Origin of the sequence: Pedococcus bigeumensis (genome assembly GCF_039531795.1) — a bacterium.
Taxonomy (GTDB): domain Bacteria; phylum Actinomycetota; class Actinomycetes; order Actinomycetales; family Dermatophilaceae; genus Pedococcus; species Pedococcus bigeumensis.
The window spans coordinates 706,126-719,686 of record NZ_BAAAQS010000001.1; the positions used below are offsets into that span (position 1 = coordinate 706,126).

13 protein-coding genes are annotated in these 13,561 nt (G+C 72.6%); 12 read left to right on the forward strand and 1 reads right to left on the reverse strand.

Going from position 1 to position 13,561, the window contains the following annotated elements:
• Positions 1-290: 290 nt before the first annotated feature.
• From ABD262_RS03435 to ABD262_RS03455, 5 genes are all read left to right on the forward strand, one after another.
• Positions 291-2,666 carry a [protein-PII] uridylyltransferase gene (locus ABD262_RS03435; RefSeq protein WP_344131173.1) on the forward strand — a complete coding sequence of 792 codons (2,376 nt, stop codon included), beginning with the start codon at positions 291-293 and terminating at the stop codon, positions 2,664-2,666.
• A 77-nt stretch (positions 2,667-2,743) separates the two neighbouring features.
• Complete coding sequence (gene ffh, locus ABD262_RS03440; protein ID WP_344131176.1) at positions 2,744-4,351, forward strand: signal recognition particle protein; 1,608 nt, start codon at positions 2,744-2,746, stop codon at positions 4,349-4,351.
• Positions 4,348-5,172, forward strand: a complete 825-nt coding sequence (locus tag ABD262_RS03445) for an alpha/beta fold hydrolase (protein ID WP_344131179.1) — start codon at positions 4,348-4,350, stop codon at positions 5,170-5,172. The genes ffh and ABD262_RS03445 overlap by 4 nt, the downstream gene beginning before the upstream one ends.
• 183 nt (positions 5,173-5,355) lie before the next feature.
• Positions 5,356-5,667, forward strand: a complete 312-nt coding sequence (locus tag ABD262_RS03450) for a hypothetical protein (RefSeq protein ID WP_344131182.1) — start codon at positions 5,356-5,358, stop codon at positions 5,665-5,667.
• Positions 5,668-5,676: 9 nt separating this feature from the next.
• A complete protein-coding gene (locus tag ABD262_RS03455; protein WP_344131185.1) occupies positions 5,677-6,762 on the forward strand; it encodes an amidohydrolase family protein in 1,086 nt (361 codons plus the stop codon).
• 54 nt (positions 6,763-6,816) lie between these two features.
• On the opposite strand, the gene ABD262_RS03460 is transcribed toward ABD262_RS03455, so the two are convergent.
• The gene (locus ABD262_RS03460; protein ID WP_344131188.1) at positions 6,817-7,746 is read right to left on the reverse strand and encodes a sulfite exporter TauE/SafE family protein; all 930 of its coding nucleotides are present in this window, start codon (positions 7,744-7,746) and stop codon (positions 6,817-6,819) included.
• 159 nt (positions 7,747-7,905) lie between these two features.
• Here ABD262_RS03460 and ABD262_RS03465 point away from each other — a divergent pair, with 159 nt between their 5' ends.
• The 7 genes from ABD262_RS03465 to rimM all read left to right on the forward strand — a co-directional run bounded on the left by ABD262_RS03465 (position 7,906) and on the right by rimM (position 13,548).
• A complete protein-coding gene (locus ABD262_RS03465) occupies positions 7,906-8,370 on the forward strand; it encodes an RrF2 family transcriptional regulator (protein WP_344131191.1) in 465 nt (154 codons plus the stop codon).
• Positions 8,367-9,902 (forward strand): SDR family NAD(P)-dependent oxidoreductase, encoded by a 1,536-nt coding sequence (locus tag ABD262_RS03470; RefSeq protein WP_344131194.1) that lies wholly within the window; start codon positions 8,367-8,369, stop codon positions 9,900-9,902. The genes ABD262_RS03465 and ABD262_RS03470 overlap by 4 nt, the downstream gene beginning before the upstream one ends.
• A gap of 10 nt (positions 9,903-9,912) precedes the next feature.
• Positions 9,913-10,935 (forward strand): aminoglycoside phosphotransferase family protein, encoded by a 1,023-nt coding sequence (locus tag ABD262_RS03475; RefSeq protein WP_344131197.1) that lies wholly within the window; start codon positions 9,913-9,915, stop codon positions 10,933-10,935.
• 181 nt (positions 10,936-11,116) lie between these two features.
• Positions 11,117-11,710 (forward strand): 30S ribosomal protein S16, encoded by a 594-nt coding sequence (gene rpsP / locus ABD262_RS03480; protein WP_344131200.1) that lies wholly within the window; start codon positions 11,117-11,119, stop codon positions 11,708-11,710.
• A gap of 2 nt (positions 11,711-11,712) precedes the next feature.
• Positions 11,713-11,955: an RNA-binding protein gene (locus tag ABD262_RS03485; protein ID WP_056922545.1), complete on the forward strand. Its 243-nt coding sequence runs from the start codon at positions 11,713-11,715 to the stop codon at positions 11,953-11,955.
• A gap of 180 nt (positions 11,956-12,135) precedes the next feature.
• Positions 12,136-12,987, forward strand: coding sequence for an alpha/beta fold hydrolase (locus ABD262_RS03490; protein WP_344131206.1), 852 nt, complete (start codon positions 12,136-12,138; stop codon positions 12,985-12,987).
• Positions 12,988-12,999: 12 nt separating this feature from the next.
• Entirely contained in the window at positions 13,000-13,548 is a 549-nt protein-coding gene (gene rimM / locus ABD262_RS03495; RefSeq protein WP_344131209.1) for a ribosome maturation factor RimM, read from the forward strand.
• The last annotated feature ends 13 nt before the right edge of the window (positions 13,549-13,561 follow it).

Genomic DNA, 13,561 nt, shown 5'->3' on the forward strand with positions numbered 1-13,561 from the left:
CCTTCGTGGTCCCGGGCACCGTCGCATCCGCCCGCGGCATACCCCCCCGACCGACTCGTGACCCACTCGTGGGCGACCCCTGAGCGGCCCGGCCGACCCCTGACCGGCCCTGGCCGACTCCCGAGCGCCCCGGCCGACCCCTGGCCGGCCCTGGCCGACTCCTGAGCGACTCCTGCTCACGGCCGAGCGCACGTGAAGTGGCGCGAACCGGCGCAACCACCCGCAGACGTCTAACACGGGCGTAACACGGGGGCTCACATTCGGAAACGTCGAGAGGGCACGGTGGTGGAGTGACGATCGAGCAGAGCGACCTGGCGGCCCGCCGCCTGGACCTGGCGGGGGCGAGGGGCTTCGACGCCCCCGGGGCCGGCCCGGCCCGCCGTGACGCCATCGCCGGCCTGACCCGCGACTGGCTCTCCCAGGTGTGGACCCAGGCCCTCGACGGGAAGCCGACGGAGGGCATCGCGCTGGCTTCGGTGGGGAGCCTGGCCCGCGGCGACGCAGGCCCCCTCAGCGACGTGGACCTCGTGCTGCTCCACTACGGGCGGTCCCTCAGCGGCGACGACCTGCGCGGCCTGGCCGACCGGGTCTGGTACCCCGTGTGGGACGCCGGGGTGAAGCTCGACCACGCCGTGCGCACCGTGAACCAGTGCCGGACGGTCGCCTCCGGTGACCTGGCGGCGGCTGTCGGGCTGCTCGACCTGCAGTGTGTGGCCGGTGACGCCGAGGTGGTGGCCGCCGCCCGCTCGACGGTGTCGCACGACTGGCGCGCGAACGCCCGCCGCCGGCTGCCGCAGCTGGTCGACAGCCTCAAGGCGAGGCACGCCCGCCACGGTGAGCTCGCGCAGAGCCTCGAGCCGGACCTCAAGGAGGCGCACGGCGGCCTGCGCGACATCACCGTGCTGAACGCCCTCGTGGCCGCTTGGCTGACCGACCGTCCGCACGTCGGCGTGGACGAGGCCCACCAGACGCTGCTCGACGTGCGCGACGCCGTGCACGTCGTCACCGGCCGGGGCCGCGACCGGCTCACCCGCGAGGACCACGACGCCGTCGCCGCGCTCCTCGGGCACACCGACTCCGACGAGCTGATGACGATGGTGGCCGACGCCGGTCGCACCATCGCCTACGCGCTCGACGGCACGGTCCGGCGCGCCGGCCAGTCGCAGCGGGCGCGCACCCTGCGGGTCGGTCCGCGCCGGCCGCAGCTGAACCCCTTGGGGTTCGGCATGTTCGAGCACGACGGCGAGGTCGTCCTCGGCCCCAGGAGCACCCTGTCCACCGACCCCCTGCTGCCGCTGCGCGCAGCGGTGGTCGCGGCCAGGGCCAACCTCCCGATCGCCCCGACCACCCTGGCCAACCTCGCCGGCCAGGCACCGACTCTCACCGAGCCGTGGCCGGAGATCGCGCGTGACCTCTTCGCCGACCTGCTCGCGACCGGCCCGGGGCTCGTGGGGGTCTGGGAGGGGCTCGACCAGGCCGGCATCATCGACCGCTGGCTGCCGGAGTGGGCGGCGGTGCGTTCCCGCCCACAGCGCAGCGCGGTCCACCGCCACACGGTCGACCGGCACCTCATCGAGACCGTCGTGCTGGCGGGTGGACTGGTACGCGGCGTCACCCGGGCCGACCTGCTGCTGCTCGCCGCGCTGCTCCACGACATCGGCAAGATCCGTGGAGCGCACGACCACTCGGCGACCGGGGCGCCGCTGGCCAGGGCGATCGCCACGCGCCTCGGGTACCCCGCCGCCGACGTCGAGGTCGTCACGACCCTGGTGCGCGAGCACCTCACCATCATCGACCTCGCCACCCGCCGCGACCACCAGGACGCCGGCACCGTCACCGCGGCGCGCACCGCCGTGGGTGGCTCGCGCGAGGTCTTCGACCTGCTCGTCGCGCTCACCGAGGCCGACGCCAGCGCCGCCGGACCGGCGGCCTGGACCGACTGGCGGGCGACCCTGCTGGGTCAGCTCGCCGAAGCGGCCCGCAAGGGCTGGGAGGAAGGCGCCGTGCCGCCGCCGGCAGAGACCGCGACCGTCGACGAGGACGACCTGCGCTCCGTGGCCGCCGGCGACCCACGGGTCATCATCCGGCCGCAGGGTGGGTCCTACCGCATCGACGTCTTCGACCGTGACCGGCTGGGGCTGTTCGCCGACACCGCAGGGCTGCTCGCGGCATACGGGCTGGTGGTCCGCACCGCGATCCTGCGCACGGTCGACGGCGTGGCCGCCAACGAGTGGCACGTCGAGAGCCCGAGCGGTGAGGCACCGCACGAGGAGCGCATCGTCCGCGGCCTCGAGCGCCTCGCCCAGGGCGACCGGGCGCCCTTGGGGCTGTTGGAGCGGCGCCGCGCTTTCGCGGGACGCACCAGCGCCGAGTCGGGCACCGGGTCGCCCGGCCAGGCCCGCGCGCTCGTGGTGCCCCACGCGTCGGAGGAGGCCACCGTCATCGAGGTGCGGGCCCAGGACCGACCCGGTCTGTTGCACGAGCTCGGCATGGGGTTCGCCAAGGCGGGTCTGTCGGTGCGCTCCGCGCACATCGCCACGTATGCCGGGCAGACGCTGGACACGTTCTACGTCACCGAGTTCGGTGGTCGCCTGCTGTCCCCGGCCAAGGTCGCCCAGACGGTGGCCATGGTGATCGACACCTGCGACGGTGCCGCGACCTCCTGATCCGCCGGTCGCGTGCCTGAGGCGGTGCCATGGCGCCGCGTCAGGCACACCACCTCTGGTCGATTAACCTTGGGCGCGTGTTCACCTCACTCTCCGATCGCCTGACCGCCACCTTCAAGAACCTCCGGGGCAAGGGACGGCTGTCCGAGTCCGACGTCAACGCGACGGTCCGCGACATCCGGCTGGCGCTGCTCGACGCCGACGTCGCCCTGCCGGTGGTGAAGAAGTTCACGTCCGCGGTGCGCGAGCGAGCCCTCGGGGCCGAGGTGTCGGGTGCGCTGAACCCGGCGCAGCAGGTCGTGAAGATCGTCAACGAGGAGCTCGTCGACATCCTCGGTGGGGCGACCCGGACGATCCAGTTCGCCAAGAACCCGCCCACCGTGATCATGCTGGCGGGTCTGCAGGGTTCGGGTAAGACCACCCTCGCGGGCAAGCTCGCCCGGTGGCTCAAGGAGCAGGGCCACACCCCCATCCTCGTGGCCGCCGACCTCCAGCGCCCCAACGCGGTGACCCAGCTCGAGGTCGTCGGTGAGCGTGCCGGCGTGCCGGTGTTCGCCCCCGAGCGCGGCAACGTCGGAGGTCACGACGCAGTCGGTCCGACGGGGGAGGGGACGCGCTCCTTCGGCGACCCGGTGTCCGTCTCGCGAGCCGGCATCGAGCAGGCCCGCCGCGCCCAGCACGACGTGGTGATCGTCGACACCGCCGGCCGCCTCGCCGTCGACGCCAACCTCATGCAGCAGGCGGCTGACATCCGCACCGCCATCTCGCCCGACGAGGTGCTGTTCGTCATCGACGCGATGATCGGCCAGGCCGCGGTCGACACGGCCCTGGCGTTCCAGGAGGGTGTCGACTTCACCGGCGTCGTCCTGTCCAAGCTCGACGGCGACGCCCGGGGTGGTGCGGCGCTGTCGGTCGCCTCGGTCACCGGCCGGCCGATCATGTTCGCCAGCACCGGCGAGGGCGTGAAGGACTTCGAGGTCTTCCACCCCGACCGGATGGCCTCCCGCATCCTCGACATGGGCGACGTGCTCACCCTCATCGAGCAGGCCGAGAAGGCCTTCGACGCCAGCCAGGCGCAGGAGATGCAGCGCAAGTTCCTCGCCGAAGAGGACTTCACCTTCGACGACTTCCTGCAGCAGATGTCGGCGCTGAAGAAGATGGGCGGCATGAAGGCGATGCTCGGCATGATGCCGGGCATGGGCCAGATGAAGGCCCAGCTCGACAACCTCGACCCGCGCGAGTTCGACCGCATCGAGGCCATGGTGCGGTCCATGACGCCGTTCGAGCGGACCCACTCCAAGCAGATCAACGGCTCGCGTCGACTGCGCATCGCCAAGGGCTCGGGCGTCGAGGTGTCCGAGGTCAACGCCCTGCTCGAGCGCTTCACCGAGGCCCAGAAGATGATGAAGCAGCTGGCCCGTGGCGGCGGCCTCCCGGGCATGCCCGGCCTGCCCGGCATGGGTGGCGGCAAGAAGGGCCGGCAGCAGCAGCCGCAGCGCAAGAAGTCCAAGTCCGGCAACCCGGCCAAGCGCGCTGCCGAGGAGCGCGCGGCGGCCGAGAAGGCGTCGGCGGCCAAGACCGGAGGCGGTGGCTCGGCGTTCGGCGCACCGGCCGGGGACGGCCTGCCGGCGGACCTCGACCCCACCCAGCTGCCCGCGGGCTTCGAGAAGTTCCTCGGCAGGTGAGCGCCGCAGCGCCGCTGCACACGCTGACGATCGGCGCCGCCGGACCGCGGATCGCCTTCCTCCACGGCCTGTTCGGCCAGGGCCGCAACTGGGCGCAGATCGCGAAGACGCTCGCGGGACCCGACGGCACCGGGGCGCGCAGCACGCTGGTCGACCTCCCGGACCACGGCCGGTCCCCGTGGTCGCGGGAGTTCTCCTTCGAGGGGTATGCCGCCGCCGTCGCCGACACCCTGCGCGCCATCGACGCCGAGACCCCCTGGGTCGTGGTGGGGCACTCTCTCGGCGGCAAGACCGCGATGCTCCTCGCGCTCCAGCACCCCGAGCTCGTGTCGAGGCTGGTGGTGGTCGACATCGCTCCGAAGAGCTACGGCACCCTCGAGCGGTTCAGCGGCTACATCGAGGAGATGCAGCACCTCCCGCTCGGCGAGCTCACCAGCCGCGGCGATGCCGAGGCGCGCTTCGAGGAGCCCAACCCTGGGGTGAAGGCCTTCCTGCTCCAGAACCTGCGGCGCGACGGCGACTCGTGGCGGTGGCAGGCGAACCTCGACCTGTTCGCTGCCGACGCGGCCAAGGGCACCGGTTCGGTGATCGCCGCGTGGCCCGACGTCGCTGGGGGGCTCCAGCCCTTCCCGGGCCCGGTCCTCTGGGTGGCCGGGTCGGACTCGTCCTACATCACCGACGAGGACCTGCCGGCTATGCGCGCGCTGTTCCCGAAGGTGCGACAGCTGACCGTCAAGGGCGCCACGCACTGGGTGCACACCGACGCGCCGGAGATCATCGTCGAGGCGCTGCGCCGCTTCGCCCACGCCGGTCCCGGCTAGCGACGCGGCGGGCTCGTCCGGGGCGGTGCCCCGACTCGGCTGCGGGCGCGGCGCGGTCACCCCCGGCCTCGCCAAGCGGGCCGGATCGGGCTCGCCACGTTCGGTGACACCGACCCCGTCTGGGACGCGGTGGACAAGGAGTTCGGACCGTGGGTGCCGCCGATGATGCGAGACCCTCGGGTGGTGGGCCCCGACAGCCCGTTCTCCTCCGACGCGGGCATGGAGCGGATGCTGCGGGACGCGGGTGCCGTCGACGTGCGGACCGCGGGTTTCCGGCTGCAGGTCCCACCCGGCGACGTCGCCGGGTGGGAGCGCTTCTCGCGGGCCACCGGGCAGCGGGCGGTCTGGTCCCGCGTGCCGGCGGCCGACGTCGCGGGGCTCGTGGAGCGTGCCGGCGAGCACCTCGAGGGCGCGCGTGACGAGGACGGGAGTGTCGTGGTGTGGCAGGACATCCGCTACACCCTCGGGGTCGCTCCCCGGCGTCGCCCCCTCTAGGGTCGGCGCATGGCATCGGTGCTGCACCTGCAGGGTGAGGTCCTGGTCGGGCCCGAGGACGTGCGACCCGAGGCGTGGGTGGTCGGCGGCCGGCTGACCTTCGAGCGCCCGACCTCGCCGGACGGCGACGTCGAGACCCTGCGCGGCTTCGTGCTGCCCGGTCTGGTCGACGCCCACTGCCACGTGGGGCTGGACGCGCACGGTGCGGTCGACGACGCGACCGCCGAGGCGCAGGCGCTCGCCGACCGTGAGGCGGGCACGCTGCTGATCCGCGACGCCGGCTCGCCGGCGGACACCCGGTGGATCGACGGCCGCGACGACCTGCCGAAGGTGATCCGGGCGGGTCGGCACATCGCCCGCACCCGGCGCTACATCCGCAACTTCGCCCACGAGATCGAGCCCGACCAGCTGGTCGAGCGGGTGCGGCTCGAGGCCCGCGCCGGCGACGGGTGGGTCAAGCTGGTGGGGGACTGGATCGACCGCGACGCCGGCGACCTCACCCCGTGCTGGCCGGTCGACGTCCTGACCGACGCCATCGAGGCGGCCCACGTGGAGGGCGCCCGGGTCACCGCGCACTGCTTCGGCGAGGCGTCGCTCTACGACTTCGCCGCCGCCGGCACCGACTGCATCGAGCACGCGACCGGGCTCGAGGCGGAGACGATCGCCCAGTTCGCCGAGCAGCAGATCGCGATCGTGCCGACGCTGGTCAACATCGCCACCTTCCCCGCCCTCGCCGAGCCGGCCAAGGAGAAGTTCCCCGACTACCACCGGCGCATGGTCGCGCTGCACGAGCGCCGCTACGCCACCATCGGCGCGGCGCGCGACGCCGGCATCCCGATCTACCTCGGCACCGACGCGGGCGGTTCGCTGCGCCACGGACTGGTGGCCGACGAAGCGCTGGAGCTCACCAAGGCGGGTCTGTCCGCCGACGAGGCGCTGCACGCGGCGACGTGGGGCGCCCGCGCGTGGCTTGGTCGCCCCGGGCTGGAGGAGGGCGCGGACGCCGACCTCGTGGTCTACGGCGCGGACCCCCGTCGTGAGATCCGTGTCCTCGCCGCGCCCGAGCACATCGTGCTGCGCGGCGTCACCGTCTGACCCGACCTGCCCCTACCGCGGCGTCCTCGTCAGGCGGTCGTCAAGGACACCGCGTCAGGCAGGGTCGGGCGCGAGCTCGCGACCGCCGGGCGCGCTGTGCACCGGCTCCGGGGCCAAGGTGCTTTCGGTGCGGTGCGCGCGGACGGAGTAGGTGACGGCAGCCGCCCACACGGCGTAGATGACGGCGTAGACGACCCACCTCGTGCCTGCGGAGGCACCGACCCAGTCGGACTTCAGCAGGGTGCGGGAGTTCGTGATGACGATGATGCCGCCAACCGCGGAGCCGAGGACACGAGGCGGGATGTGCCTCACGAGCCAGGCGGCGATGGGGGCCGCGACCAGCCCTCCGATCAGCAGCGCCCCGACCCATGCGAAGTTCACGCCCTGAGAGCCGAGCGCAATCAGGAAGCCAAGGCTCGCGGCCACTGAGACAAGGAACTCGCTGGTGTCGATCGAGCCGATCACCTTACGGGGCTCGAGTCGGCCGCTGGCAAGGATTGCCGGGGTGCCGACGGGGCCCCACCCGCCACCGCCGGTGGCGTCGACGAACCCGGCGAACAGGCCGAGTGGCGCAAGGAACCGCTTGCGCAGCGGCTGGCCGAGCCGGTCCTTCCGGAGCCCGCGGACGGTGAAGCGGACGAGGACGTAGATGCCCAGCGACAGGAGGATGAGCGACATGACCGGAGCGGCGACCGAGGTGTCCAGGCCTGCGAGGAAGGTCGCCCCGGCGAACGCGCCGACAGCTCCTGGAATGCCGATCTTCGCGACCACCCCCCAGTCGACGTTGCCGAACTTCCAGTGGGACGCGCCCGACGCCAACGTCGTGCCGATCTCGGCCAGGTGGACCGTGGCAGAGGCCGCGGCCGGGTTGGCCCCGATGGCCAGCAACAGCGTCGTGGAGGTCACCCCGTAGGCCATGCCCAGGCTGCCGTCGACCAGCTGTGCGCCGAGACCGACGAGGGCGAGCAGGACGAGCTTGCGCATGAGTGACTCCCAGGACGTTCAATTCCGATCTGACCAGTGGGAGTTTTGCTGCACGGTTCCTTATGGGTCAAGTAACGCCTGGTTATGTCTCGGATGCTGGATGCCGTGCTGCCCGAGGCCGACCGAGGCCGACCGAGGCCGGTGCGACACAATGCGCTCGTGGACATCTCGGCACGCACGGAGTACGCGGTCCGGGCCATGCTCATCCTCGCGGAGGCGGCGACGACCTCCGCGGGGCCGGTGAGTGTCGAGATGCTCTCCTACCGGCAGACCCTGCCGCGCAAGTTCCTCGAGGCGATCGTGGCCGACCTGCGCACCGCCGGGCTGGTCAAGAGCACCCGCGGCGCCCGTGGCGGTTACTCGCTGGCCCGCGAACCCCGCGACATCTCCCTGGGCGAGGTGTTCCGGGCGGTCGACGGTCCACTCGCGGAGGTGCGGGGCCTGCGGCCGCACGAGACGGCATACGAGGGGGTCGCCACGCACCTGCCCACCGTGTGGGTGGCGCTGCGCGCCAGCCTGCGGTCGGTGCTCGACGAGACCAGCCTCGCGGACGTGCTCTCGGGAGAGCTCCCCGAGAGGGTCGCGCTGCTGGCGGCGGACCCCGACGCGTGGCGCAGCCGATGAGCGAACACGCCCCCACCGACGAGGCCGTGCCCGGGCACGGGCCGGGCATCGACCCCGACGACCTCGCGACGGCGTTGCGCGTCCTCGAGCAGCTCGCCGAGATCGACGGCGACCACCCCGACATCCAGACCGTCAAGCGGGCCACGGGCCGGATGTACAAGCGGGTGCGCAAGGCCCGTCGTCGCGAGGCGAAGCAACCCGAGATCGACCACGACGACGCGATCATCGCCAAGACCGCCACGGGGTCGCCGATGCGGATCGACGACGAGACCAAGGGCATCCCGCTCGTGTCGACGGTGCGAGGGGCGCACGCCGGCGAGCTGGTCAACCCGCGCAACTGCTACATCTGCAAGCGGGAGTACACCCTCGTCGACGCGTTCTACCACTGGCTCTGCCCCGACTGTGCGGCCCTGAGCCACGTCAAGCGCGAGCAGCGCACCGACCTCACGGGCAAGCGCGCGCTGCTCACCGGTGGCCGGGCGAAGATCGGCATGTACATCGCGCTGCTGCTCCTGCGAGACGGTGCCCACCTCACCATCACGACCCGCTTCCCGCACGACGCAGCGAGACGCTTTGCGGCACAAGAGGATTCGCATCGCTGGATCCACCGCCTCAAGGTCGTCGGCATCGACCTGCGCGACCCGACCCAGGTCGTGGCCCTGGCCGACGAGGTCGCCGCCGCGGGGCCGCTCGACATCCTCGTCAACAACGCCGCGCAGACCGTGCGTCGCACGCCGGGCGCCTACTCCCACCTCGTCGAGGGTGAGTCGGTCCCCCTGGAGGGCGATGTCGTCTACCCGGAGCTCGTGACCTTCGACCGGATCAGCGAGGCCCACCCGGCCAACCTCCTCGGCACGTTGCAGGAGCAGAAGGTGGCCCACCACGAGGGCGAGTCCGAGCAGGAGGCGGCCCGTGCCCTGGCGCAGCGCTCGGCCGCGTCCATGACGTCCTTGGCGCTCACGGCCGGGCACGCGAGCCTCGAGGCGCACCTCGCCGGCACGGCAGTCGACGCGGGTGGTCTGCTGCCCGACACCCAGGTCAACAACTCCTGGACGCAGAAGGTCGAGGAGGTCGACCCGCTCGAGCTGCTCGAGGTGCAGCTGTGCAACTCGACCGCCCCGTTCATCCTCGTCTCCAGGCTCCGGCCGTCCATGCGCGCGGCGGTCGCGGCCGGCGCGCGTCGCGCCTACGTCGTCAACGTCTCGGCGATGGAGGGCCAGTTCTCCAGGCGCTACAAGGGATCCGGGCACCCGCACACCAACATGGCCAAGGCAGCCCTCAACATGCTGACGCGCACCAGCGCCGGCGAGATGTTCGAGACCGACAAGATCCTCATGACCGCGGTCGACACCGGCTGGATCACCGACGAGCGACCGCACCACGAGAAGCTGCGGATCGCCGCCGAGGGCTGGCACGCGCCCCTCGACCTCGTCGACGGCGCGGCCCGCGTCTACGACCCCATCGTGCGCGGCGAGGCGGGCGAGGACGTCTACGGCTGCTTCGTCAAGGACTTCGAACCCAGCCCCTGGTGAGCCCGGAGCCATGGACGAGCTGACCGCGTACCTCCTCAACGTCTTCGACCTCGGGGAAGGGCCGGCGCGACTGACGTTCGTGGCCCGTGGCGCGGAGGGGCAGGTGAGCCTCCTGGAGTGCGACGGCCACCGGTATGCCGTGAAGCAGCCCTTCGTGACCGACGCCGGCTTCCCCGACCTGTCGGCGGGGGAGGACGTGGTCCGTCGCGAGGCCGGCCACCTCGCGCACTTCGCCAGGGCCGGCATACCGGTGCCCGTCCCGGTCGCCGACCGGGAGGGGCGGTACCTGGTGGGCCTGCCGGTCGGCCTGGGCGGTGGGCTGGTGCGGCTCAGCACCTGGGTGGACGGGACGGCCTCGCGGGCCGACTTCGTCCCCGGTCTGCACGCAACCGCGCTGGGGTCGCTCCTCGGGCAGCTCCATGCGGCCGCGCCCCCGACCGCCGACCCCATCGGTCCGTGGTTCCGGACCGCTCCCGGTGCGACGGTCTGGGCCGACCTGGTGCGGCGATCGACCGGGCAGCCGTGGCACGGCGCCCTGGCCGCGCGGCAGGCCGACCTCGACCGGCTCGGCGACCTGGTCCGCGAGGCCCCCGAGCCGACGGGGCCGTTCGTGGTCGGGCACCGCGACCTGCATCCCGACAACGTGCTCGAGACCCCGGACGGGCGGCTCGTCCCCGTGGACTGGGAGGACGTGGGGCCGGTGCTCCCTGACCAGGAGCTGGCCAAGGTGCTGGTGCAGTGGCACGTCGACGGTGAGGAGGTGGACGCGTCGGCCGTGCGCCGGACCGTCACCGCCTACCGCGCGGCGGGCGGCACCGGTGCCCTCCGTGGGACGGGCTCCTTCACCATGCTGCTCAGCGGTGAGCTCAACTTCCTGGCCCGGCAGGGCGCGGCCGCCCTCGACCCGGCCACGGCGGACGCGCACCGCCGGCACGCGGTGGCCGAGGTGCAGGAGCGCCTCCTGTGGTTGCCGTCGCCGACCGCGCTCAGGCACGTGCTCGACATCGTGCTCGACCTGATGGCCGCCGGCTGACCCGTCGTGGTCGGGGCATTCCCGCCGATCTGGCAGAATGGTCGGCTGTACCCGTCCAGGCACGGGCCCGGTCACGCACCGAGGCCTCCTGGCTGGAACGCCTACACCGAGTTCCGGTACCCCGCGTGAATCCTGCGCGGTCTTGCCGTGCTCATCAACAGAAACAGGAGACACCACCACCGTGGCCGTCAAGATTCGTCTGAAGCGCATGGGCAAGATCCGTGCACCGTTCTACCGCGTCGTCGTCATGGACTCGCGCGCCAAGCGCGATGGCCGGGCCATCGAGGAGATCGGCAAGTACCACCCCACCGAGGAGCCCTCGGTCATCGACATCAACTCGGACCGTGCGCAGTACTGGCTGGGTCAGGGTGCGCAGCCGACCGAGGCCGTCGCGGCACTGCTCAAGGTGACCGGCGACTGGCAGAAGTACAAGGGCGAGCCCGGCGCCGAGGGCACGCTCAAGGTCAAGGCTGCCAAGCCGTCCAAGAAGGAGCTGTACGACGCGGCCATCGCCGCGGCGGGCAAGTCCGAGGCCGGCACCGACGGGGCGACCACCCCGAAGAAGCGCGCTGCCAAGAAGGCCGACGAGGCCCCCAAGGCTGACGAGGCCAAGGTCGACGAGGCCAAGGTCGACGAGGCGCCCGCCGCCGACACCGACTCGAGTGGCGCGTCCGCCACGAGCGCCGACGCCGACGCTGACAGCGCCGTCGAGGCCAAGGCCGAGACCGAGGAGGCCCCCGCGGCCGCCGAGGCCGACGCCGCGGACAAGGCCTGAACGTGCTGGAAGAGGCGCTCGAGCACCTCGTCAAGGGCATCGTCGACCACAAGGACGAGGTCGCCGTGCGACGCAAGGAGCTCCGCCGTGGTGAGGTGCTCGAGGTCCGGGTGCACCCGGAGGACCTCGGTCGCGTGATCGGTCGCTCCGGTCGCACCGCGAGCGCCCTGCGCACCGTCATGGGTGCGCTGGCCGGCGGCCAGAACGTCCGGGTCGACATCGTCGACACCGACAAGGTCCGCTGAGCGCTCACCGCGCCGACCCGCACGACCGAGCTCGACGACGAAGGGCCACCGGGACTCCCGGTGGCCCTTCGTCGTGTCGCGGCCTGCAGGTCCGTCGCCGCCCGTCGCGCCCTGTCGCCGCAGTCGGACCACGCCGCCGTTCGGCTGCGGTGGACCATGACCCGGGAGTACGTTCCGCGGATGGATCGGATTTCGTTCTCCGCGCCGGCAGCACCAGGGCACCTGGACGGCTGGCGTGCGGGAACCGGGCCCCCCGTCCTGCTGCTCCACGGTGGACCGGGCCTGTCCTACGGCCACCTCGACGCCCTGGCGGAGGAGCTCGCGACGGCGTATGACGTGGCGTCCTTCCAGCAGCGTGGCCTCGAGCCCTCGACGGAGCAGGGACCGTTCACCGTCGAGCAGGCCCTCGCCGACGTCCGTGCGGTCCTCGACGGCCTCGGGTGGGACCGGGCCTGGCTCGTGGGTCACAGCTGGGGCGGCCACCTGGCCTTCCACGCCGCGGTGTCGATGCCCGAGCGCCTCCTGGGTGTCCTGAGCATCGACCCGCTGGGGGCAGTCGGCGACGGCGGGGCCGCGGCGTTCGGGGCAGAGATGATCCGCCGGGTGCCGCAGGGGCTGCGGGCGCGAGCCCAGGAGCTCGACGACATGGACACCGACGGCACCGCCACCGAGGCCGAGGTGCGGGAGATGCTCGACATCGTCTGGCCGTCCTACTTCGCCGCGCCTGCCGCCGCCACGCCCCGCCCGCCCCTGGCCGTCTCGACCGCCGCCCACCTCGGTCTGTGGGACGACCTCGTGGAGCAGCTCGCCACGCTGGAGGCGGCACTGCCGTCCATCCTCGTCCCTGTCGGGGTGTTGTCGGGTGCCGACAGCCCGATGCCGCCCGAGGAGGCAGCGCGGGCCACGGTCGAGAGGATTCCCGGGGCATGGGTCCACGTCGAGCCGGGTGCCGGGCACTTCCTCTGGCTCGAGCGGCCCGGGTGCGCGGTCGCGGCCCTCGACCGCCTGGCGCACGGGACTGCCGGGACCTGAGAGGATCGGCCCATGCCTGCCGACTCCAGACTGCTCGTCGCCCGCATCGGCAAGCCACACGGCCTGCGCGGTGAGGTGACGGTGCAGACCCACACCGACGACCCGGAGGCGCGCTTCGCTCCCGGTGTCTCCTACGCGACCGAAGCGGCGCCCGGCTCAGGGGTCCCCCGCTCGCTCACCCTGCGCACCGCTCGGCTCCACCAGAAGGTCTGGCTGCTCGGCTTCGAGGAGATCCCCGACCGCACCGGCGCGGAGTCGCTGCGTGGCACCCGGCTGTTCATCGATGCCGAAGCCGCCGCTGAGGCTGCGACCGACGAGGACGACGCGTGGTACGAGGACGAGCTCGTCGGCCTCGCCGCCGTCGACCCCTCCGGGACCGCCCTGGGTGAGGTCACCGGCCTGCGCACCGGTGCGGTCCAGGACCAGCTCGTGCTGCGGCTGACCGGCGGCGCCGAGGCACTGGTGCCGTTCGTCGAGGCCATCGTCCCCGAGGTCGACGTCGAGGGCGGCCGCGTCGTCGTCGACGCGCCGCCCGGGCTCCTCGAGCTCAACGCCGACTGACGGCGGACCGCCC